At 69.1% G+C, this 20,868-nt stretch carries 20 protein-coding genes; 7 read left to right on the plus strand and 13 right to left on the minus strand.

The genetic code is table 11. From position 1 onward, the window contains the following. Positions 1–13 precede the first annotated feature (13 nt). The 8 genes from rnpA to Q7S93_RS16705 all read right to left on the minus strand — a co-directional run bounded on the left by rnpA (position 14) and on the right by Q7S93_RS16705 (position 6,690). Positions 14–412: a ribonuclease P protein component gene (rnpA, locus tag Q7S93_RS16670; RefSeq protein WP_304715293.1), complete on the minus strand. Its 399-nt coding sequence runs from the start codon at positions 410–412 to the stop codon at positions 14–16. A 35-nt stretch (positions 413–447) separates the two neighbouring features. After that, on the minus strand, positions 448–582 hold the full coding sequence (rpmH, locus tag Q7S93_RS16675; protein WP_293317463.1) for a 50S ribosomal protein L34: 135 nt from the start codon (positions 580–582) through the stop codon (positions 448–450). A 93-nt stretch (positions 583–675) separates the two neighbouring features. Further along, positions 676–1,425 (minus strand): type I methionyl aminopeptidase, encoded by a 750-nt coding sequence (gene map / locus Q7S93_RS16680; RefSeq protein ID WP_304715302.1) that lies wholly within the window; start codon positions 1,423–1,425, stop codon positions 676–678. Positions 1,426–1,452: 27 nt separating this feature from the next. Continuing rightward, positions 1,453–2,436: an NADPH:quinone oxidoreductase family protein gene (locus Q7S93_RS16685; protein ID WP_304715304.1), complete on the minus strand. Its 984-nt coding sequence runs from the start codon at positions 2,434–2,436 to the stop codon at positions 1,453–1,455. Further along, positions 2,436–3,074: a TetR/AcrR family transcriptional regulator gene (locus Q7S93_RS16690; protein WP_304715306.1), complete on the minus strand. Its 639-nt coding sequence runs from the start codon at positions 3,072–3,074 to the stop codon at positions 2,436–2,438. Before Q7S93_RS16690 ends, Q7S93_RS16685 begins: the two co-directional genes overlap by 1 nt. A 152-nt stretch (positions 3,075–3,226) precedes the next feature. Further along, positions 3,227–3,616 (minus strand): hypothetical protein, encoded by a 390-nt coding sequence (locus tag Q7S93_RS16695; protein ID WP_304715309.1) that lies wholly within the window; start codon positions 3,614–3,616, stop codon positions 3,227–3,229. 67 nt (positions 3,617–3,683) lie between these two features. Then, entirely contained in the window at positions 3,684–4,601 is a 918-nt protein-coding gene (locus Q7S93_RS16700; RefSeq protein WP_304715314.1) for an SDR family oxidoreductase, read from the minus strand. Positions 4,602–4,749: 148 nt separating this feature from the next. Then, complete coding sequence (locus Q7S93_RS16705; RefSeq protein WP_304715317.1) at positions 4,750–6,690, minus strand: methyl-accepting chemotaxis protein; 1,941 nt, start codon at positions 6,688–6,690, stop codon at positions 4,750–4,752. A gap of 269 nt (positions 6,691–6,959) precedes the next feature. Here Q7S93_RS16705 and Q7S93_RS16710 point away from each other — a divergent pair, with 269 nt between their 5' ends. Next, the gene (locus tag Q7S93_RS16710; RefSeq protein ID WP_370652194.1) at positions 6,960–7,265 is read left to right on the plus strand and encodes a hypothetical protein; all 306 of its coding nucleotides are present in this window, start codon (positions 6,960–6,962) and stop codon (positions 7,263–7,265) included. Positions 7,266–7,336: 71 nt separating this feature from the next. On the opposite strand, the gene Q7S93_RS16715 is transcribed toward Q7S93_RS16710, so the two are convergent. After that, positions 7,337–8,137, minus strand: a complete 801-nt coding sequence (locus Q7S93_RS16715) for a DUF72 domain-containing protein (RefSeq protein WP_304715320.1) — start codon at positions 8,135–8,137, stop codon at positions 7,337–7,339. Between the two features lie 13 nt (positions 8,138–8,150). Further along, positions 8,151–9,803, minus strand: coding sequence for a M28 family peptidase (locus Q7S93_RS16720; protein WP_304715322.1), 1,653 nt, complete (start codon positions 9,801–9,803; stop codon positions 8,151–8,153). A gap of 224 nt (positions 9,804–10,027) precedes the next feature. Here Q7S93_RS16720 and Q7S93_RS16725 point away from each other — a divergent pair, with 224 nt between their 5' ends. From Q7S93_RS16725 to Q7S93_RS16735, 3 genes are read left to right on the plus strand one after another with little or no spacing between them, the layout of a single operon-like run. Beyond that, positions 10,028–11,452, plus strand: coding sequence for an efflux transporter outer membrane subunit (locus tag Q7S93_RS16725; protein ID WP_304715325.1), 1,425 nt, complete (start codon positions 10,028–10,030; stop codon positions 11,450–11,452). Positions 11,453–11,462: 10 nt separating this feature from the next. Beyond that, positions 11,463–12,632 carry an efflux RND transporter periplasmic adaptor subunit gene (locus Q7S93_RS16730; protein WP_304715328.1) on the plus strand — a complete coding sequence of 390 codons (1,170 nt, stop codon included), beginning with the start codon at positions 11,463–11,465 and terminating at the stop codon, positions 12,630–12,632. Next, on the plus strand, positions 12,629–15,745 hold the full coding sequence (locus Q7S93_RS16735; protein ID WP_304715332.1) for an efflux RND transporter permease subunit: 3,117 nt from the start codon (positions 12,629–12,631) through the stop codon (positions 15,743–15,745). Before Q7S93_RS16730 ends, Q7S93_RS16735 begins: the two co-directional genes overlap by 4 nt. Positions 15,746–15,826: 81 nt before the next feature. Here the strand turns inward: Q7S93_RS16735 and Q7S93_RS16740 are convergent, their stop codons facing one another. Both Q7S93_RS16740 and Q7S93_RS16745 read right to left on the minus strand, forming a co-directional pair. Continuing rightward, on the minus strand, positions 15,827–16,807 hold the full coding sequence (locus Q7S93_RS16740; protein ID WP_304715333.1) for a threonine ammonia-lyase: 981 nt from the start codon (positions 16,805–16,807) through the stop codon (positions 15,827–15,829). Beyond that, positions 16,804–17,223: a VOC family protein gene (locus Q7S93_RS16745; RefSeq protein WP_304715336.1), complete on the minus strand. Its 420-nt coding sequence runs from the start codon at positions 17,221–17,223 to the stop codon at positions 16,804–16,806. The genes Q7S93_RS16740 and Q7S93_RS16745 overlap by 4 nt, the downstream gene beginning before the upstream one ends. A gap of 108 nt (positions 17,224–17,331) precedes the next feature. Between Q7S93_RS16745 and Q7S93_RS16750 the strand changes: the two genes are divergently transcribed. The 3 genes from Q7S93_RS16750 to Q7S93_RS16760 all read left to right on the plus strand — a co-directional run bounded on the left by Q7S93_RS16750 (position 17,332) and on the right by Q7S93_RS16760 (position 20,225). Further along, a complete protein-coding gene (locus Q7S93_RS16750; protein WP_370652195.1) occupies positions 17,332–17,928 on the plus strand; it encodes an acyloxyacyl hydrolase in 597 nt (198 codons plus the stop codon). A gap of 114 nt (positions 17,929–18,042) precedes the next feature. Next, the gene (locus Q7S93_RS16755; RefSeq protein WP_304715341.1) at positions 18,043–19,332 is read left to right on the plus strand and encodes an adenylosuccinate synthase; all 1,290 of its coding nucleotides are present in this window, start codon (positions 18,043–18,045) and stop codon (positions 19,330–19,332) included. Between the two features lie 71 nt (positions 19,333–19,403). After that, positions 19,404–20,225, plus strand: a complete 822-nt coding sequence (locus Q7S93_RS16760) for a response regulator (protein WP_304715343.1) — start codon at positions 19,404–19,406, stop codon at positions 20,223–20,225. Positions 20,226–20,282: 57 nt separating this feature from the next. Here Q7S93_RS16760 and Q7S93_RS16765 read toward each other — a convergent pair. Beyond that, a partial coding sequence (locus Q7S93_RS16765) for a sigma-70 family RNA polymerase sigma factor (protein ID WP_304715346.1) occupies positions 20,283–20,868 on the minus strand: 586 nt, incomplete at its 5' end.

Genomic DNA, 20,868 nt, shown 5'->3' on the forward strand with positions numbered 1-20,868 from the left:
GAGGTCAGCGCGCTCAGGCGGGAGGAGGGGTTGCGGTCGCAGACGGACGCGCCTGCCGGTCGCTTTCGGTCGCGAGGCTTATCAGCGCGCTTTTCACATCGTCAAGCAAACGCGGCCAGGCCCGGGCCGGCGCGCCGCTCCTGGCGATGAGAACATAGTCGAATCCGGGGCGCGCCAGACCGGGCAAAACCTCATGGGCGGCGGCCCGCATGCGGCGCTTGGCGCGGTTGCGGACCACGGCGCCGCCCACCTTGCGGGTGGCGGTGAAACCCACCCGGACCAGGCTTGTGTCGTCGGCCCGGTCGCGGGCCTGGACGACCACGGCGCCCCGGGCGCACGAAAACGCCCGCGCGGCGGCCAGAAAGTCTGGACGCTTACGCAGGCGCTCGATCTTGATAGGGGCGTCGGTCACGCCGACACCTCAATTCTACCGCTCAGCGACCGCCCTTAGGCGCTCAGACGCTTGCGGCCCTTGGCGCGGCGGCGCTGAATGACCTTTTGGCCATTCTTGGTGGCCATGCGCGCGCGGTAGCCGTGACGGCGCTTACGCACGAGTCGCGACGGCTGATATGTCCGCTTCACGTTGTTGGCTCCAGCTCAGAAAAACGAGGCGCGGAGATACGCCAACCACCTGGCCCCGTCAACCGCTCCGCTGTGGAAAAGGCCGAAAGTCCCTCAATTGGCCAGGGTCATGATGATCGGCCCGTTGCGGGTCGCCACCAGGGTGTGCTCGTACTGCACCGCCGGACCGCCGCCGGTGGGCCGCAATGTCCAGCCGTCGTCCAGCTCGTCCACCCAGTCCTCGCTCAGGGCCAGGAAGGGCTCGATGGTGAAGACCAGGCCCTCGGTGATCTGGCGACGGTCCCCCGGCTCATACCAGGTGGGGATGCTCTCGGGCTCTTCATGCAGGGACCGGCCGACCCCGTGGCTGGCGAGGTTGCGGATCAGGCTGTAGCCGTTCTGACGGGCGAAGCCCTCGATGCTGCGGCCGATGGCGTTCAGCGGCGCGCCGGGACGCACCGCCCGGATGCCGCTCCACATGGCCCGCCGGCCGTCGCGGCACAGGCGCTCGACCTTGCGGGAGACCGGCGGCACGGCGAAGCTGGCGCCGGTGTCGCCGAAATAGCCGTCCAGCTCGGCCGAGACGTCGATGTTCACCAGGTCCCCGGCGGCGACCTTCTGGTCGCTCGGGATCCCATGGGCCACATCAGGCCCCACCGAGATGCAGGTGGCGCCGGGGAAGCCGTAGGTGAGCTCAGGCGCCGGCCGCGCGCCCTGAGCCTCCAGCAGGCCCCGACCGATGGCGTCGAGCTCTGCGGTGGTCATGCCGGGCTCCAGGGCCTTGCCCATGGCCTCCAGGGTCTGGGCGACCAGCCGGCCGACGACCCTGAGCTTTTCCAGGTCTTCCTGGCTGGTGATGGTCATGGCGGGGTCTTTCTTCGGGGATTTGCGTCAGAGATCGGGGCGGATGACGGCCTTGCCGACCACCTGGCGCAGGGCCAGGCTGTCGAAGGCGGCGCGCCAGTCGGCCAGGGGATATTCGGCATGGACCCGCGGGGTGACCAGGCCAGCCTCCGCCAGGGCCCAGATCGCGGCCTGGTTCTCGCGGCCCTTCTGCAGGAACTGGCGGCCATATTCGCCGGCCCGCACGCCCATCAGGGAGAAGCCCTTGATCAGGGCCAGATTGACCGGCAGCACGGGCAGCCGGCCCGAGGTGAAGCCGATGGACAGCAGCCGGCCGTCAAAGGCGATGCAGCGCACGCTCTCATCGAACACGTCGCCGCCCACGGGATCATAGATGATGTCGGCGCCCCTGCCGCCGGTGATCGCCTTGACCGCCTCGCGGAAGCCGCCGGTGACATTGACCGTGGCCTCAGGACCATAGGCTTGGCTGACAATGGCCAGCTTCTCGTCCGAGGCCGAGGCGGCGATGACCTTGCACCCCAGGTGGCGGGCGAGATCCACCGCCGCCAGGCCAACCCCGCCGGCCGCCCCGTGCACCAGCACCCACTCCCCGGGTTCGGCCCGGGCGCGGCGCACCAGGGACACATAGGCGGTGAGATAGGCGGTGGCGTAGCCGGCCGCCTGGCTGAAGGAGAGGCGCTCAGGCTTGCGGCGCAGACCCTTGGCCGGCGTCACGGCGAACTCGGAAAAGCCGCCGATGCGCGCGCCCCCGACGACGGCCTCGCCGATCTGGAAGTCCTCGACGCCGTCCCCCAGGGCCTCGACCTCTCCGGCGATCTCCAGGCCAGGGATGAAGGGCAGGGCGGGCTTGTGCTGGTACTCGCCGCGGGTCTGCAGCAGGTCGGGGAAGTTCACCGCCGCGGCCCGCACCCGCACCCGCACCTCGCCGGGCCCCGGGACAGGGGTTTCGATCTCCTTCAGGACGCAGCCGCCATAGTCGGCGGCCAGGGCCTCGACGACCAGGGCCCGCATCAGCTGGACCCCGCAGACTCAGCCTGGGCCTGGGGCAGCCCCTTGAGGCCCGAGAGGATGAGGGCGGTGGAAAACGCCGTGGCGCCGTCCACGTCCACGGGGCGACGGTTCAGCATCTGGTCGCCCACCTCGCGGGCGATGGCGATGCAGGCGGCGGCCAGATAGTCGGCGTCGGCGGCCGGGACCCCGCCGCGGGCGATGGCGTCCAGGATGGCGGCGCGCACCTCGCTGAACACCGCTTCCATCTCCGGCGTCTGGCCCTGGACGTGCAGGTGCTCCTCGGCCGGCCGCCGGGCGGCCCAGTTCTGGTGTTCATCGGCGAGGAATCGGAAATAGGCCCTCAGGGCGGCGCGCAGAAAGCTCTCGAAGTCTTCGTTCTGGCTGCGCAGGGCTTTCAGGATCGGGCCGAAGCGCCGGGCGCCGTCATCCGCCAGGGCGGCGAACACCTCCTCCTTCGACTTGAAGTAATTGTAGAAGGTGCCGGCGGCGAGGCCGGTGCGGCGGATGATGTCGCGGACCGTGCACGGCTCGTAGCCGATCTCCCCGAACACCTCGCGCGCGGCGTCCAATATGGCGGTCCGGTTCTGGACCTTGGTCTTGGCGCGCTTTCCGGCTGGGAGAAGGGCGAGCTGGGACATGGGACTCCGTACGCAAAGCTGACGGGCGTCATTCTAGGGCCTGGTCTGGACAAGCGCCACCGATCTGCGCGCCCCAATCGTCCGGATCCCGTCTTTCAGCCGTGCATGAAGTGTCTTCGCCGCCCGCTTGGGCGCCAGCCGGTCAGCCTGGGTCAGGCGGCGGGAGCGCCGCCGGCGCCAGGGCCACAGCCCAGTCGGCACTGCCCCCAGGCCTGGGGGCACTCGTCCGACGCGCTATCGGCCAGACAGAAGTAATAGGTCTGGGCGCAGGCCAGCCGGCAGGCCTGGGGGTCCGGCGGCGGGGGTAACGACATCAGCGCCGGTCCCGCCAGCGGCCGCAGGTTCAGCCCCGCAGGGCTGGGCGCTGAGATTTCGTCCTCGGCGGCGTCCGCCGCCTGTGGGGACGTCGGGGCCAAGGCGCTGGCTCCGCGCAGACCCAGGGCGCCGGCGCCGGGCCGCGACAGGTCCAGGCGTCCGTCGGTCTGGGCGAGCGCCGGCAGGCCTGTGAGCGCGACCAGCAGAAGGGCGAGGACGAGACGCATGGGCTCACCCTGGCGCCCAGCCGTTAAGGCCCGATTAACCACGTTTCGGCGGACGCGTGGCTTGAGGTCAGACCGTGCGCTGGGCGCGGTCCTTTTCGTTGGTGGACTGGATCGCCTGGCGGGCGGCCTGCCACTCGTCGTCGCCCCAACTGCGAAGGCGCGAGAAGTTGCCGCCGGTCGCCTGCCAGGCGGCGCCGTCGATGGCGATGGTCTGGCCGTTCACATAGGCCGACAGGGGATGCAGCAGATAGACTGCCAGATTGGCCAGCTCGCGCATGTCGCCGACCCGGCCCATGGGATTGCTGCTCATATCCCCATAGGCGCCGCCGGTCTCCTCGCCCTGGCCGGGATTGAGCCGCGCGCTCATGCCTTCGGTGGGGAAGGGGCCAGGGGCGATGTTGTTGAAGCGGATGCCGTAGGCGCCCCATTCGACCGCCAGCGACTGGCTCATGGCCGCGATGCCCGCCTTCGACATGGCCGACGGCACCGTGTAGGGGCCGCCGTTCCAGATCCAGGTGACCAGGATGGAGACCACCGAGGCCTTGCGACCCTCGGCGATCCAGCGCTTGCCGCAGCCTTGGGTGACGAAGAAGGCGCCCCGGAAGACGATGTTGGAGATGGCGTCGAAGCCTCGGGGCGAGAGGTCCTCTGTGCGGCTGATGAAGTTGCCGGCGGCGTTGTTCACCAGGCCGGTCAGGGCGCCGCCGTCGGCCCAGATGGCGTCCAGCATGGCCTCAATGGCGTCGGGCACGCGGATGTCGCAGGCCAGCCCCACGCACTTGCCCCCATGGGCCGCCATCAGTTCGTCCGCCGTCGCCTCCACCACGCCGCCCCGGCGACCGCAGATATAGACCTCGGCGCCCAGCATCAGGCAGGCCTCGGCCATCACCTTGCCCAGGCCCGTGCCCCCGCCGGTGATCAGGATCCGCTCGCCGGCCATGAGACCGGGGCGAAACATCAGGTCGTCCATCGAAAACTGGGCCATGGGGCGTCCTCCGCTGTTTTCGCCAGTGCGGACCTGTGACGCCCCGTCGGTCAAGTCCCGGCGTAGGCGGCGGTCTCTTGGGCGCAAACGAAAGAAGCGCGCGGAGGTCCGCGCGCTTCGATCATCTCAATTGGGCGGGGGAAGGCCTTCAGAACTCCTCCCACCCCTCTTCCTGGCCGGCCGGCGCCAGGGCCAGGGCGGTGGCCCCTCGGGTCGCGGGGCGGGGCGCTGAGGCCGTCCTGGACGCCGGCCGCGGGGCCGAGGCGGCGGGACGGCTGGCGGCGGGCTGGCCTGCAGAGACCCTGAACCGGCCCACCAGCTTGGCGAGTTCGCGGGACTCATCGGCCAGCACACGGCTGGCGGCGGTGGATTCCTCGACCATGGCGGCGTTCTGCTGGGTCACATGGTCCATCTCGTTGACCGCCGTATTGACCTGGGCGAGGCCGAGCGCCTCTTCCTTGGCCGAGGCGGCGATCTCGCTGACCAGCCCGTTGATCTCGGCGACCTGGGTGACGATGCGCTCCAGGGCCTTGCCGGTCTCGCCCACCAGGCCGACCCCTTGGGCCACCTGTTCTGTCGAGGCGCTGATCAGGGCCTTGATCTCCTTGGCGGCCTCGGCCGAGCGCTGGGCGAGCGCCCGGACCTCGGAGGCGACCACGGCGAAGCCGCGGCCGGCGTCGCCGGCCCGGGCGGCCTCGACCCCGGCGTTCAGGGCCAGCAGATTGGTCTGGAAGGCGATTTCGTCGATCACCCCGATGATCTGACTGATCTGGGTCGAGGACTGCTCGATCTGACCCATGGCGGCCACGGCGCGACGGACGATGTCGCCCGAACGCTCCGCATCGGCCCGGGCCGAGGTGACGGCTTCCCGGCCCTGGTCTGCGCTGCTGGAGGTCTTCTGGACGGTGGCCGTGATCTCGTCGAGGGCCGCGGCCGTCTCCTCCAGGGTGGCGGCCTGGTGCTCGGTGCGCCGCGACAGGTCGTCGGCGCCGGACGAGATTTCAGTCGCGCCCGAGGTGATCGCCCCGGTGGTGGAGGCGATGGCGCCCATGACGTCTTCCAGCTTGGCCACCGCGGCGTTGAAATCGTCCCGGAGCTTTTGATACTCGCCGGGGAAATCGGTCTCCAGGCGGTAGGTGAGGTCGCCGTCGGCCAGATGCGACAGGGCCTGGGCCAGTTCGCCGACCACGCGGGCCTGTTCCTCGGCCACGGCCGCAGCCGCCTCGGCGCTCTGGCGGCGGGTCTCTTCAGCGGTGTGGCGGCTGGCTTCCTGATCGGCGCGCAGCTGTTCCATCTGCAGCTGGTTGTCGCGGAAGACCGTCAGGGAGCGGACAATGGCGCCCAGCTCGTCCTTGCGGGCCAGGGCGTCGAGATTGACCTCATTGTCGCCGCGCGACAGGCGCTCGGTGGCGCCGGCGATACGCTGGACGGCCCGGCGCATGGTCAGCACCGACATCAGCGCCAGGGCGCCGGCCGCCAGCAGGGTGACCAGAACGACCGCCATGGTGACATTGCGGGCCAGGGTGGCGCCGGCCTCGCTGGCGGCGGCCCGGGCGTCGGTGGCGGCCTGGGTCTGGGCGACGATGGCGCCCAGATTGGCGGTCATCTCCGAATATTGTTCTTCAAAGGGCGCCGCGAAGCTGGCGGCGGTGGTGAAGTCCACCGAGAGCATGGCCACGATAATGTCCAGGGCGTCGTGGGTCTCTTTCAGGTCCTGGATCAGGGTGTCGAAGGCCGCATGCTGGCTGGTCGGCGCGGCCGCCTTGGCCGTGGCCGCGTCGGCGGCGATGGCGTTCACCTCGGCCAGCATCTCCTGGGCCTGGGCCTCAATGGTCTCGACCTCAAGCGCCGCGGCCTGTTTGGTCAGGAGAAAGTAGAGCTGCCCGTGAACCGCATTGATCCGCTCTGAGATCCGCTGGATCCGCAGGCTGTTGGGCATGTCTGTGTGAACCACCTGCTGCAGGGCCCTGGTCTGGGCCTGCTGCATGTAGATGGTCCCGCCCGCCACCGCGGCGAGCATGAGCAGCGCAAAGGCCGGCGCGAAGCCGATCTTCACGATCAACGGTAAGTCCACCAGCCGAAAACGCATTGTCGTTCCATCCCCTGACACGCCCGATCGCCATCGGACGGCGCCATGATGAACGCTAGGTTGCTAACGCTTCCTCACCGAGGGTTGCGTTCCTTCATCTGCTCGCCTTGCCAATCGCCTATATAGAGACGGCGCAAGTGCAGGCGGGGACCGCGGACCGCGATGATTATGGTTTACGATTATTTACTATCGTTTTCTTGCGTGGATTAGACAATTTTAACCTGAATCCCTGATGGTGCTCCCACTTCCGGTCTAGAAGGAGTGGGTAGGTGAAAAAGATCATCGCAATCGGTGGGGGCTTCTTCGTGAGCCTCGTTCTGGCGAACGCCTCTGTGGCGGCTTCGTTTGAAGAAAGCATGGCTCGTTGTCTGTCAAAGCACGCCAATACGCGTGAAGCGGCGACCGTCATGCTGGAATGCAGCGCCGACAGCGGCAAGCTGTCGGACTGCAAGGTTCTGCAGGACAGCGCTGCAGGCAAGGGTTTCGACAAGGCCGCGCTCTGCGTCGCCGAAGTCCTGCCCATGGGGTCGAAGACGGGCCAGGTTAAGGTCCCGATGCGGTTCCCTGGCAGCTAAGCCAGACAGTTTCGTATTCTTTACGATCAAACGCTCCTGCGCTCCGCGCGGGGGCGTTTTTTCTTGGGCGGTCAGGCCTTCAGCCGGGTCATCAGGGCCTGGGCGGCGGCCGGGGCGCGCACCTTGCCTTCGCTGATGAAGAAGGCGAACACCTCGCGGGCCTTGGCCTTGGCCTTGGGCGCGGCCTCCAGCATCGGCAGGTCGTCGGGAACGCCTCCGGCGGCATAGGCCTGCAGACGATCCGCCCACTGATCCAGGGCCTTAGGCGCGTAGCCGGTCTCGATCTCGTCGGACCCCGCCATCAGCCGGGCATAGACGAAGTCGGCCACCGGATCGGCGATCATCGGGAATTCCGCGTGCTCGGTCAGGCAGACCGCCACATTGCGCGCCCGGCACAGGGCCAGGAAGGCCGGATCGGCGAAGCTTGCGTGCCTTACCTCGACCGCATGGCGCAGGGGCAGGCCCGCCAGGGTCGGCGGCAACAGGTCCAGAAAACCCTCGAAGTCGTCGGCGTCGAACCGCTTGGTGGCCATGAACTGCCACAGGATCGGCCCCAGCCGGTCACCCAGCTCGGCGATCCCCTGGTTCAGGAACTTCTCCACCGACTCGCCGGCCGCCTTCAGCACCTTGCGGTTGGTGCAGAAGCGGGAAGCCTTGAGGGTGAAGATGAATCCCTCAGGGGTGGCGGCCGCCCACTTGGCGAAGCTCTCCGGCTTCTGGCTCGAATAATAGGTCGAGTTGATCTCGATGACCGGCAGGCGCCCGCTGGCATAGGCCAGCTCATCGGCCTGCCGCAGACCCTGGGGATAGAAGACCCCCCGCCAGGGCTCGAAGGTCCAGCCACCGATTCCTGCGCGCACCCGTCCCGTCATCGGTCGTCGTCCTCTATCGGCGGGCCGCCGCCGTGGCGTCGCGGGCGGCCTTGAACTCCGAGCCCGCCTTCGAGGCCGGCCAATCGCTGGAATTGGCCAGGTCGAGACCGAGCTGGAACAGCATGTCGGCGTCCTGGGCCATGCCTGCAAGGTTCCAGTCGGGGCCATACGCGTCGGCCGGCTGGTGATACTTGGCCGAGGTATAGTCCCGCGACCAGGCCTGACCGGCCGCAAGACCGCCCTCGACCAGGTCCTGGCCGGAGCGGAACGAGATCGACGGCACGCCGGCGCGTACAAAGGGGAAGTGGTCGGAGCGGAAGAAGCTGCCGGCCTCGGGGCGGGGGTCGGGCTTGAAGGTCCGCCCCTGGGCCTCGCCCTTGGCGATCAGCAGGTCCTGCAGGTCCGAGGCCGCGTCGCCCGCCGCCGAGAAGTCCCTGGCCGGACCGGCCGGGGACGGGGCGTCCAGGTTCAGCACGGCCACGGTGGTTTCCAGGGGATAGAGCGGGTTGGCGGCGTAGTATTCCGACCCCAGCAGGCCCTTTTCCTCCGCCGTCACCAGCAGGAAGCCGACGCTGCGCTCCGGCGTCGGCCCTGCGGCGAAGGCCCGGGCGATCTCCATCACCGCGCCGATGCCCGCGGCGTTGTCCACGGCGCCGTTATAGATGGTGTCGCCGGCCGCGTCGGGGGCGCCGACCCCCAGATGATCCCAGTGGGACGTATAGAGAATGCGCTCGTTCGGCCGTTTGGAACCGGCCACCTCGGCGACGACGTTCTGGCTGATGATCTGGCGCACATCGACGTCGAAGGCGGTGGAAAAGGTCAGGCCCTCCAGCAGGCGCGGCTGGAAGTCCCGGGTCTGGGCCTCGGCCTTGAGAACCTCGAAGTCGAGCCCGGCCCGGGCCATCAGGTGCACGGCCGCCTCCCGCTGAATCCAGCCCTCGACTGGGACATGGGCCTTGGCGGGCTCGGCGCGGATGATGTCGAAGATCTCATTGGTGTTGGAGTTCTTGACCGTCGCCCAGCCATAGGAGGCCGGCTCGGACTCGTGGACCACCAGCAGGCCGAGCGCCCCCTGGCGGGCGGCCTCTTCGTACTTGTAGGTCCAGCGGCCGTAATAGGTCATGGCCTTGCCGCCGAAGTCGCCCTCGCCGGCCTCATAGTCGGGGTCGTTGACCAGGACCACGACCACCTTGCCCTTGACCTCCATGTCCTTGAAGTCGTCCCAGTCGCGCTCCGGCGCCACGACGCCGTAGCCGGCGAAGACGATGGGGGCGTTGTCGATATCGACGCGCCCAGCGCCGTTGGCCGCGGCGCGAATGGCGATCTCCTCGCCCTGGCGCAGGGTGATCGCCGCCCCCGGGGCGAGGATGGTCGCCTCCGCGGGCCCGTCGATCTCGAACCGCGCCAGGGGCACGTCCTGGGTCCAGAGGCGCTGGCCGTTCTTCAGATCGCCGGCCGGGCTCAGGCCGGCGGCCTTCAGCTGCTCGACCATATAGGCGATGGTCTTGACCTCGGCCGGGGTGGCCGGCGCGCGGCCTTCAAAGGCGTCCGAGGCCAGGACCTCGACGTGCTGGCCGATCCGCTCGCCAGAAATGGAGGGAGCCCCCAGGGCGGGCGCGACGATCAGGCCCACTGAGGCGACCGCCGCAAAAAGGATCGTTTTCATTGAGACTCTGCGCAGGGTTGTGGTTTAGGGCGGAGCCTAGCTGCGGCGCAGGCGCCATGCCACCGGGGATGTTACCTGTGTGACGGCTGGCCAGCGGTTTGTATCGAAGCTGCAATTCCCGGGTCGCGAACCTGTGGTTTGGGAAGCGCTGCTGTTTAGGCCGCGTTACCCCCTGGGGCGATATGATGATTTCCGATTCGCGGCCGAGGCCTACCAGGACTGCCATGCGTCTGACGTCTTCGCTCGCCCTTTCCGCTCTCCTCCTCCTAGGCGCCTGTGCGACCGCCCGGGACGCCGAGATCGACCTGCCCGAGGCCTATCCGACCCTGGACGCCAACGCGGCGTCCGCCGGGGCGTTGGACGCCTGGTGGCTGTCCTTCGGCGATCCCGAGCTCACCGCCCTGATCGATGAGGCCCTGACGCTCAGTCCGGACGCCCAGAGTGCGGCGGCGCGCCTGCGCGAAGCCCGGCTGACGGCGACCAGCGCGCTGACCACCTTCCTGCCGCAGGGCCAGCTGACCGGGTCAGCCCGCCAGACCGAGACCGAGCAGATCGACGGCCAGGAGATCAGCGTTCCGGGCCTGTCCACCTCCGGGACCAGCGAAAGCTACCAGGGCGCGTTCAATGTCAGCTGGGAGCTGGACCTGTTCGGCCGCTTCTTCGCCGTGCGCCGCGCCGCGCAAGGCGACACGGCTGCGGCCCGCTTCGCCTATGAAGGCGCCCGCGCCAGCCTGGCGGCCAATGTCGCCGACGCCTATTTCCAGGCGCGCGGCCTGGCCATCCAGCTTGAGGACGCCCGCGAAAGCGCCCGCGTCCAGCAGTCCCTCTATGATCTGGCCCAGCAGCGGGTCGACATCGGCATCGCCGCCCGCTCGGACTCCGACCGCGTGGCCGGCGAACTCGCCCAGGCCAGGAGCCAGGTGGAGAACCTCGAGGCCGAACTTCAGGCCCAGCAGCGGACCCTCCTCGTCCTGGTCGGCCGCGGGACGGCCCCCCTGGCCGGCGTGTCCACCCCACCCCTGACCGGCCTTCCGCCGCCGGTTCCCGCCGCCATGCCCGGCGAACTCCTGGCCCGGCGACCCGATGTTCGCGAGGCCGAGGCCCGGGTGCGTTCGGCCGCGGGCCGCCTGGCGGTGGCCCAGCTCGCCTTCTTCCCGACCTTTACCCTGACGCCGGGGCTTGGCATCTCGCGCACGGTTCAGCCGGGCTATGAGGCCACGACTCAGAACTGGAGCATCGGGGCCAATGTCACCCAGCCGGTGCTCAACATTCCCCAGCTCCTGCTGGACCTGCGCGCCCAGGACGCCCGCACCGAACAGGCGGTGATCGCCTATGAAAAGGTGGTGCAGACCGCCTATGCGGAGGCCGAAAGCGCCCTAGTCCGGCTGTCGGCCGATCGGCGTCGGGTGGACCTGCTGACCGATGGCGAAGTCCGGGCCGAGCGCGCCTATCGATCCTCCCGGATCGGCTATGACGCCGGTCTCACCGATCTGCAGACGGCGCTCGCCGCCGAACAGACCTGGCGCGCCACCCGCGCCCAGCTGACCAACGCCCAGGTGCAGTCCCAGCGCCGGGCGGTTCAGGCCTTCAAGGCCCTCGGCGGCGGCTGGCCGTCGCAGGACCTTCCTCTCAACACCCAAGCCCGCTGAGGCGGACGGCATGATGCAGATCAAGACTTCCCCGGCCACCCGCCGCAAAGCCCCCGCCGCCTTGATCGTCATGATCGCCGGCGTGCTCGCCCTATCGGCTTGCAGCGAGGACGCGCCCCGGGAAACCGCCGAGCAGCAGGCGCGCGCCGTGACCGTCGTACCGGTTGCCGCCCATTCCATCACCGGCTCCGTCGCCGCCTCCGGCCCCCTGGTCCCGCGGGAGGAGGCCGCCGTCAGCGCCGAGATCGCCGGCTACCGCGTCGCCCGGGTCCTGGTGGAGCCCGGCGCCTATGTTCGCCAGGGGCAAACCCTGGCGGTCCTCGACGGGGCGCTGCTCCAGTCGCAGCTGCAGCAGCAGGAGGCCGCCCTGGCCCAGGCCGAGGTGCAGGCCCAGCAGGCCGAAAGCCAGGCCGCCAGGGTCGAAGGCCTCGAAGGCCAGGGCGTCCTGTCCAATGAACAGATCGAACAGCGTCAGTTCCAGGCCCGCAGCGCCCGGGCCCAGGCCCGCGCCCAGGCCGCCGGCCTCGCCGATCTTCGGGCCCGCCAGGCGCGGCTGTCGGTGACCGCGCCGGTGGCCGGCCTGGTCCTGGCGCGTAATGTCCGCCCCGGCGACCAGTCGGGCGCCGGAACCACCCCCTGGTTCGTCATCGCCCGCGATGGCCTGATCGAGCTGCGGGCCGAGGTGTCCGAGGCCGATCTGGCCCGCATCCGCGAGGGTCAGGCGGTTCAGGTGACCCTGCAGAACGGCGAGACCGTCCAGGGGACGGTGCGCCTGGTGAGCCCGCAGGTGAACGCCGAAAGCCAACTGGGCGAGGTCTGGATCCGCCTGCCCAGTCGTCCCGACATCCGCGCCGGCGGCTTCGCCAGCGCCGCCTTCCAGGGGGGCGGCGCCTCGTCCCTGACCGTGCCCGAGACCGCCGTCCGTTATGACGGCGACGGGGCCAGCGTCATGGTGGTGGGCGAGGACAATCGGGTGAAGCGCGTCTCGGTCTCCACCGGCGCCCGCGGCGGCGGCCTCGTCGAGCTGGTCCGCGGGCCTCCGGCCGGCGCCCTGGTGGTGGAGAGCGCAGGCTCCTTCCTGCTGGAAAACGACATGGTCCGACCGGTTCGCGCCTCGGCGACGACGACCGCGCCGGCGGCCCAGTCCACGCCATCTGCCAAGACTGAGCCCGCGAAATGAGCGCCGAACGCCCCCTCGGCCTTTCCACCTGGGCGATCCGGAACCCGATTCCCGTCGTCGTCCTCTTTGTCGCCCTGACGCTGGCCGGGATGATTTCCTATGGAAGTCTGCCGGTGAAGCTGTTCCCCAATGTGCAGTTCCCCCTGGTCTCGGTGACGGTGACCCAGAGCGGCGCGGCGCCCGGGGAGATGGAGACCCAGATCACCCGGCCGGTGGAGGACGCCCTGGCCGGCATCCCCAACGTCAACAACATCTATTCGACGGTGACCCAGGGCGTCTCGGTGACCAATGTCGAGTTTGAGCTCGGCGAGGATCTTCAGAAGGCCACCGACGACGTCCGCTCGCGGATCGACCAGACGCGGGCGGTGCTGCCCCGCGAGATCGACGAGCCCACGGTCCAGCGGGTGGAGCTCGATTCCCAGCCGATCATGACCTATGCGGTCGCCGCCGACAGCATGTCGGACGTGGAGCTGTCCTGGTTCGTCGACGACACCCTGGGCCGCGCCCTGCAGGCCAGCGAGGGCGTCGCCCAGGTGGCCCGGGTCGGCGGGGTGACCCGCGAGATCAACGTCGTCCTCGATCCCGACCGCCTGGCCGCCCGCGGCCTGACCGCGACCCAGGTCAACAACGCCCTGCGCAGCTTCGACCTCGACGCCCCCGGCGGCCGGGTCACCATCGGCGGTCAGGAGCAGAACCTGCGGGTCCTGGGCGCCGTCAGCAGCGTTGAGGCCCTGCGCGACCTGACCATTCCCACCGGCCAGGGCGGCTTTGTGCGCCTGTCCGATATCGCCGATGTGGGCGACGGCGCCTCGGAGCCCCGCGGCTTCGCCCGCCTGAACGGTCAGCCCGTCGTCGGCTTCATGGTCATGAAGACCCGCGACTCCAGCGACGTCGCTGTCGAGGACGGGGTTCTGGAGGCCCTGGCCGAGCTGGAGCGCCAGCACGACGGCGTCAGCTTCACCAAGATCTTCTCCTCGGTGGACGAGACGCGCGCCAGCTTCCACGCCACCCAGAACGTCCTGCTGGAGGGCATGGGCCTGGCCGCCCTGGTGGTCTTCGTCTTCCTGCGCAACTGGCGCTCCACGGCCATCGCCGCCGTGGCCATGCCCCTGTCGCTGATCCCCACCTTCTTTGTGATGAATCTGTTCGGGTTCTCGCTGAACATCGTCACCCTGCTGGGTCTGACCCTGGTGATCGGCATCCTGGTGGATGACGCCATCGTCGAGGTGGAGAATATCGAGAAACGGATCGTCGCCGGCATGCGGCCCTTCCAGGCAGCCCTGGAAGGCGCCGACGCCATTGGCCTGGCGGTCGTGGCCACCACCGCGTCGATCGTGGTGGTGTTCACCCCGGTGTCGTTCATGGGCGGCATGGCCGGCCAGTTCTTCCGGGAGTTCGGCATCACCGTCTCGGTGGCCGTGATCTTCTCCCTGCTGGTGGCCCGCCTGCTCACCCCGCTGATGGCCGCCTATCTGCTCAAGCCGGTAGCCCATCCGCAGGAGCGCAAGCCCTTCAAGGGCTTCTATCGCAACACCCTGGAATGGGCCCTGGATCACCGGATCGTGGCCTGCATCGCCGGCGGGGTGCTGTTCATCCTCTCCCTGGCGCTGATTCCCCTTCTGCCCCAGGGATTCCAGCCGGCGGGGGATCCCGACTATCTCTATGTGAACGTCCAGGGTCCGCCCGGCGCGACGGCCGAGCATATGGAGGGCGTGGTCCGCGATATCACGAGCACCTTCTCCGAGCGGCCTGAGGTGACCAACATCTTCGCCCAGATCGGCTCGACCGTGGTGGCCCAGGGGCCCGGCGGCGGCGGCGGCGGGGGCAGCGACCTGCGCAGCGGCACGGTGACCGTCCTGCTGGATGAAGGGCGCAATCTGTCCGGCGACGAGATCCGTCGCGAGATGCGCGAAGCCCTTCGTGAAATCCCCGACGCCCGGGTGACCTTCCTTGATGGCCAGGGTCAGGCCGGTCTGCAGATCGTGCTGACCAGCACAAATCCCGACGCCCTGCGCGAGACCGCCCTCGAGCTTGAGCGGCAGATGCGCGACGTGCCCGAGATCGCCGAACCGCGGCCTTCGGTGCCGCCCACCGGACCTGAGCTGATCATCCGGCCGCGCGCCGCCGAGGCCGCGCGCCTGGGCGTCAGCGCCGAGCAGATCGCCACCGTGGCCCGGGTCGCCACGGTCGGCGACATCGACGCCAATGTGGCCAAGATGACCATCGGCGAGCGCCGTCTGCCCATCCGCCTGCGGCTGCCTGCCGACGCGCGCACCGATCTGGAAGCCATAAGAGGCCTGCGCCTGCCCACCGCGACGGGGGGCGCGACCACCCTGGGCGCCGTGGCCGATGTGGAGTTCCAGGCGGGGCCTGCCCGTATCGACCGCCTGAACCGCAGCCGTCAGCTGACCGTCCAGGCCGAGCTCAACGGCGTGGAGCTCGGCGACGCCAACCAGAAGGTCCAGGCCCTGCCCATCATGCAGAACCTGCCGGACGGGGTCGCGCCCGCGGCCACGGGCGAACTGGAGGCCATGCAGGAACTGTTCGGCGCCATGGGCATGGCGATCTTCGCCGGGGTCTCGATGATCTTCGCCGTCCTGGTCCTGCTGTTCCGCAGCTTCTTCAAGCCGGTGGTGATCCTGTCGGCCCTGCCGCTGGCGGTGGGCGGAGCCTTCCTGGGCCTGCTGGCCTTCCAGCTCTCCCTGTCGATCCCCTCGATGATCGGCTTCCTGATGCTGCTGGGTCTGGCGGCCAAGAATTCGATCCTGCTGGTGGAATACACCATCGAGCGCGAGCGCGAGGGCATGCCCCAGCGCGAGGCGTTGATCGAGGCCTGTCGCGAGCGGGCCCGGCCCATCGTGATGACCACCGTGGCCATGGCGGCCGGCATGCTGCCCACGGCGCTGGCCCTGGAAAAGGGGGCGGAGTTCCGCCAGCCCATGGCCGTGGCGGTCATCGGCGGCCTGATCACCTCCACCATCCTGTCCCTGGTGCTGGTGCCGGTGGTCTACGAGATCGTGGACGACTTCGAGCGCTGGCTGGCGCCCAAGCTCGGCCGCCTGGTCACCCCCCGGGAGGCGCCGGGTCCGGCCGTGCCAGAGGACCGCCTCTAAACTCAAAGACTTGAGCGCGTTTTGTTCCGATAACCGGTTCCCACTTATCGGAACGCGCTCCAGACGCCTGTTCTGGAGAGATCAGATTTCGCCGCGCAGGACCTGGGCGAACTGCTCGGGGTCGACATTGCCGCCGGACAGGACGAGCGCGACGCTCGTCTTGCCGGCGACGTCGATCTTGCCCGCCAGCAGGGCCGCAAGCGCCGCGACGCCGCCGGGCTCGACCACCAGCTTGAGCGTCGAGAAGGCGTAGCGCATGGCGTCGGTGATCTCGCGATCGCTGACCAGGGCCACGTCCGCCACGGTCTCTTGCAGGATCGGGAAGGTGAGCACCCCCGGAGCCGGTGATTCCAGGGAGTCGCACAGGGACCGGCCGGTGGGCTTGAAGGTCCGGCGCTCGCCGGCCTGCAGGGATTTCAGCGTATCGTCGAAGGCTTCTGGCTCGACGCCCACCATGGCGGTCTGGGGGCTCAGCCCCTTCACCGCCGTGGCCAGACCGGCCAGCAACCCGCCGCCGCTGATCGGGGCGGCCACCACGTCGAGGCTCGCGCCGACGGCCCTGGCCTGGGCCACCAGCTCAAGACCCACCGTGCCTTGACCGGCGATGATGTGCGGGTCGTCGAAGGCCGGAACCACCACCGCCCCACGCTGCTCGGCGATCTCGGCCGCGATGGCCTCGCGGCTGTCGGTCAGCCGGTCATAGAAACGCACCTCGGCGCCATAGCCCTGTGTGGCGGCGACCTTCACCGCCGGGGCGTCCTTGGGCATGACGATCAGGGCAGGGATGCCCAGCAGCCGGGCGGCCAGGGCGACCCCTTGCGCATGGTTGCCGGACGAGAAGGCCACCACGCCGCGGGCGCGCTCGTCGGCGTCCAGCTGAACCAGCCGGTTATAGGCCCCGCGGAACTTGAAGGCGCCGACCCGCTGAAGGGTCTCGGCCTTGAGCAGCACCCGCAGGCCCATCTTCTCGTTCAGCGCAGGGCTCTCGATCAGCGGCGTCTCGACGGCGAGGCCGCGGATCCGGTCGGCGGCGGCCTCGATATCGGCGAGGGTCACACTCATTTCGCAAACACCATGTCGTCGTGGGCGAACGCCTTGAATTCCAGGGCGTTGCCGGAGGGGTCGAGGAAGAACAGGGTCGCCTGCTCGCCGGGCTGGCCCTTGAAGCGGACCTGCGGGGCGATGATGAACGACGTGCCCGCGGCCTGCAGCCGGTCGGCCAGATCCTGCCAGGCGTCCAGGGTCAGGATGACGCCGAAGTGGCGCACCGGCACCTGTTCGCCGTCCACGGCGCTGGTCTGGCGATGGCCGACCTCATCGGGCGCCAGATGGGCGACGATCTGGTGGCCATGGAAGTCGAAATCGATCCAGTCGGGGCTGGAGCGGCCTTCGGCGCAGCCCAGCAGATCGCCATAGAAGGCGCGGGCCTCGGCCAGGTCGTGGACGGGGAAGGCGAGGTGGAAGCGGGGTCGGGTCATGGGATTCCTGAATAGCTTGCCGCCCGCCGTCGCGCGACGGCTTTAACGCACGGCCGACCGTGCTTATCTGTGCGCGGTCCATAGCATGGGGTTTGGGGGCGATTCATGATGCGCAAGAGGATTGCGGCGGCCGGTGCGGCTGTCTGTCTCGTCTGGACGGGGACCGCCCAGGCCGCCGACCTGCTGGTCGGAGTCTATGGCCACGACGTCACCTTCATCGGCAAGGCGATCGGCTCGGGCGCGGCGGGCCGCGAGGACGGGATCGACCTGCATCTTGGCCTGCGCAGCGAGCCCATCGCGGCCCTGTGGGGCGATCCCCAGGCGCACGCCTTCGTCTCCATCAACAGCGAGAACACCAGCAACTTCGTGGCCGCCGGTCTGTCCTGGCCGATCGGCGTCACAGACCGGCTCTATGTCCGGCCGGGCCTGGGCCTGGCCTATACGGACGGGGAGGCGGGGCTGCCGCCGGTCAATGAGCCAGGCCTCACCCCTGACGAGGTGGCCCGCCGCCTGGAGCTCTACAACACCCGCATCGACTTCGGCTCCAAGCTGTTGTTCCAGCCTGAACTCTCCCTGGGCTACACATTCACCGAGCGGTTCGCCGCCGAACTGTCCTGGGTCCACATCTCCAACGCCCAGATTTTCCACCAGGGCAAGAACCAGGGTCTTGACGAAGCTGGCGTGCGACTGATTTACAGCTTCTGACCTGCCCCGCGCCGCGTGCGCCATCGGCGGGTTCCACAATCGATCACATCCTCTCGCCGAGCCCTGTCGAAGGGCGGGACGGATCCGCTCGGCAGGCGGAAGGATCGTATCTCAATGGCCAATGTGACGGTGATCGGCGCCCAGTGGGGCGACGAGGGCAAGGGCAAGGTCATCGACTGGCTGGCCAACCGCGCCGACGTGGTGGTGCGCTTCCAGGGCGGCAACAACGCCGGCCACACCATCGTGGTGGGGAACAAGACCTACAAGCTCTCCCTGCTGCCGTCGGGCGTCATCCAGGGCAAGCTGTCGATCATCGGCAATGGCGTCGTGGTGGATCCCTGGTCGCTGCTGGACGAAATCACCCGCGCCCAGGGCCAGGGCCTGGACATCAATCCCGACAACCTGATCCTGGCCGAGAACGCCACCCTGGTCCTGCCGCTGCACCGCGACCTGGACGGGGCCCGCGAGGCTCGGGCCGGGGCCGGCAAGATCGGCACCACCGGCCGCGGCATCGGCCCGGCCTATGAGGACAAGGTCGGCCGCCGCGCCATCCGCTTCGCCGACCTGGCCGACCGTGAGGCCCTGGAGGTGAAGATCGAGCGCCTGCTCGCCCATCACGGCGCCCTGCGGGCGGGTCTCGGCCTTCCCGAGGCGCGAGCCGACGAAATCCTCGCCCAGCTCGAAGAGCTCGCGCCGCGCATCCTGCCCTATGCGAAGCCCGCCTGGCGGATCCTCGGGGACGCCATCAAGGAGGGCCAGCGGGTCCTGTTCGAGGGCGCCCAGGCGACCCTGCTGGATGTCGACCACGGCACCTATCCGTATGTGACCTCGTCCAACACCGTGGCCGGCCAGGCTGCGGCGGGCGCCGGCGTCGGCCCCACCGCTGGCGGCTATGTGCTCGGCATCGTCAAGGCCTACACCACCCGGGTGGGCGAGGGCCCCTTCCCCACGGAGCTGAACGACGAGACCGGCCGCCTGTTGGGCGAGCGCGGCCATGAGTTCGGCACCGTCACCGGCCGGCCCCGCCGCTGCGGCTGGTTCGACGCCGTCCTGGTGCGCCAGTCCATCGCCGTCGGCGGCATCCAGGGCGCGGTCCTGACCAAGCTCGACATCCTCGACGGCTTCGAGACCCTGAAGGTCTGCGTCGGCTATCGCCTGCGCGGCGAAACGATCGACTATCTGCCCGCCGGCCTGCGGGACCAAGCCGCCATCACGCCCATCTATGAGGAGATGGAGGGCTGGAGCGAGAGCACCCGCGGCGCCCGGTCGTGGAAGGACTTGCCGGCCAATGCGATCAAATATGTCCGGCGCATCGAGGAGCTGATCGGCGCCCCGGCCGTGCTGCTGTCCACCAGCCCCGACCGGGATGACATCATCATGATGCTGGATCCGTTCCAGGGTTAGGCGGGGCGGCGACCGTAAGTGGTTCTTTACGGCCTCGTGCCACCTTCGCTCCAATCGTGGAGCGAGCCCCAGTGTTCAAGGATGACGGAAAGCTGATCGATCGCATGGCGCCCGCCCTCCAGCGGGTGCTGGTGATCGATCCGTCGCCGCCGGGCAGCCGCATGCTGGCCGATCTCATGCGCAGCCTGACCCATTGCCAGGTCTGGATCGCGCCCTCGGCCGGCAAGGCCATGGAGCTGCTGAAGGGGATCGATCCGCAGATCGTCTTCATCGAGCACGCCGAGCGGGGCGGGGTGGACGGCATCGAGTTCACCCGCAGACTGCGCCGCAGCGAGGCCGCCTGCCGCCAGGCGCCGGTGGTCATGATCCTGGCCCAGCCGACCGCCGCCGCCGTCCTGGGGGCCCGGGACGCCGGGGTGCACGAATTCCTGCGCAAGCCCTTCACCACCGGCGACCTGCTCAAGCGGTTGGAGGCGGTGACCCTGCGACCCCGCGACTGGGTCGAGGCGGTGACCTATGTCGGCCCCGACCGCCGGCGGTTCAACTCCGGCGACTATACGGGTCCGCTGAAGCGCCGCTCCGACACCCGGGCCACGCCGGAGAAATCGCGGATCACCCAGGCGATCAAGATTCTGAAGTCCGCCGCCGGCGCCCTGCAGAGCGATCCGATCCAGGCCCTGCGAGCCATGAAGGCCCAGGGCGCGGACCTGCAGTCTGTGGCTGTGAAAACCGGCGACATCAAGCTGGCTGGCGCCGCGGCCGAATTCCAGCGCTACCTGGCCACCGTCGCCGATCCCCGCCGGCTCGACCCGGCCCAGGTGGCGTTCCACGTGGCCGCCCTGTCGGCCTTCCTGCCAGCCGAGAGCGCGCCGGCCGCCAAGCGGGTCGCCTGAAACGAAAACGGCCGGTCCTGGGAAGGGCCGGCCGCAGACGTCTGTATGTCGGCGGGCTCAGGCGTTGACCAGGTTCCGGTCTTCGGCGGCGGCCTGCATGGTCTTCTGCAGCTTCTCGAAGGCGCGGACCTCGATCTGGCGAACCCGCTCGCGGCTGACGCCGTACTGGCCAGCCAGTTCCTCGAGCGTCGTGGGATCATCCTTCAGGCGACGCTCGGTCAGGATGTGGCGCTCGCGATCGGTCAGCTCGGCCATCGCCTCTTGCAGCAGGCCCATGCGAAGGCCGCGCTCTTCCTTGTCGGCGACCACGGTCTCCTGGCTCGGCGCATTGTCGTCGGCCAGCCAGTCCTGCCATTCGCTCTCGGAGTCCGAACGCAGGGGCGCGTTCAGCGAGGCGTCCGGACCCGACAGGCGCCGGTTCATGGAGATGACCTCCTCGTCCAGCACGCCCAGCTTGGTGGCGATCAGGTGGACCTGGTCGGGATGCATGTCGCCGTCTTCAAAGGCGCTGATCTGGCTCTTGGCCTTGCGCAGGTTGAAGAACAGCTTCTTCTGCGCAGCCGTGGTGCCCATCTTCACGAGGCTCCAGGATCGCAGGATGTACTCCTGGATCGAGGCGCGAATCCACCACATGGCGTAGGTC

Source organism: Phenylobacterium sp., assembly GCF_030646615.1.
Classification (GTDB): Bacteria; Pseudomonadota; Alphaproteobacteria; order Caulobacterales; family Caulobacteraceae; genus Phenylobacterium.

Excerpts from the sequence above, each read along its gene's own strand:
- Q7S93_RS16690 (WP_304715306.1), bottom strand. The coding sequence starts at position 3,074 with ATGTCCCAGCTCGCCCTTCTCCCAGCCGGAAAGCGCGCCAAGACCAAG.
- Q7S93_RS16725 (WP_304715325.1), top strand. The coding sequence starts at position 10,028 with ATGCGTCTGACGTCTTCGCTCGCCCTTTCCGCTCTCCTCCTCCTAGGC.
- Q7S93_RS16740 (WP_304715333.1), bottom strand. The coding sequence starts at position 16,807 with ATGAGTGTGACCCTCGCCGATATCGAGGCCGCCGCCGACCGGATCCGC.
- Q7S93_RS16735 (WP_304715332.1), top strand. The coding sequence starts at position 12,629 with ATGAGCGCCGAACGCCCCCTCGGCCTTTCCACCTGGGCGATCCGGAAC.
- Q7S93_RS16685 (WP_304715304.1), bottom strand. The coding sequence starts at position 2,436 with ATGCGGGCCCTGGTCGTCGAGGCCCTGGCCGCCGACTATGGCGGCTGC.
- Q7S93_RS16700 (WP_304715314.1), bottom strand. The coding sequence starts at position 4,601 with ATGGCCCAGTTTTCGATGGACGACCTGATGTTTCGCCCCGGTCTCATG.
- Q7S93_RS16715 (WP_304715320.1), bottom strand. The coding sequence starts at position 8,137 with ATGACGGGACGGGTGCGCGCAGGAATCGGTGGCTGGACCTTCGAGCCC.
- Q7S93_RS16745 (WP_304715336.1), bottom strand. The coding sequence starts at position 17,223 with ATGACCCGACCCCGCTTCCACCTCGCCTTCCCCGTCCACGACCTGGCC.
- Q7S93_RS16720 (WP_304715322.1), bottom strand. The coding sequence starts at position 9,803 with ATGAAAACGATCCTTTTTGCGGCGGTCGCCTCAGTGGGCCTGATCGTC.
- Q7S93_RS16750 (WP_370652195.1), top strand. The coding sequence starts at position 17,332 with ATGCGCAAGAGGATTGCGGCGGCCGGTGCGGCTGTCTGTCTCGTCTGG.
- Q7S93_RS16730 (WP_304715328.1), top strand. The coding sequence starts at position 11,463 with ATGATGCAGATCAAGACTTCCCCGGCCACCCGCCGCAAAGCCCCCGCC.
- Q7S93_RS16755 (WP_304715341.1), top strand. The coding sequence starts at position 18,043 with ATGGCCAATGTGACGGTGATCGGCGCCCAGTGGGGCGACGAGGGCAAG.
- map (WP_304715302.1), bottom strand. The coding sequence starts at position 1,425 with ATGACCATCACCAGCCAGGAAGACCTGGAAAAGCTCAGGGTCGTCGGC.
- Q7S93_RS16695 (WP_304715309.1), bottom strand. The coding sequence starts at position 3,616 with ATGCGTCTCGTCCTCGCCCTTCTGCTGGTCGCGCTCACAGGCCTGCCG.
- Q7S93_RS16705 (WP_304715317.1), bottom strand. The coding sequence starts at position 6,690 with ATGCGTTTTCGGCTGGTGGACTTACCGTTGATCGTGAAGATCGGCTTC.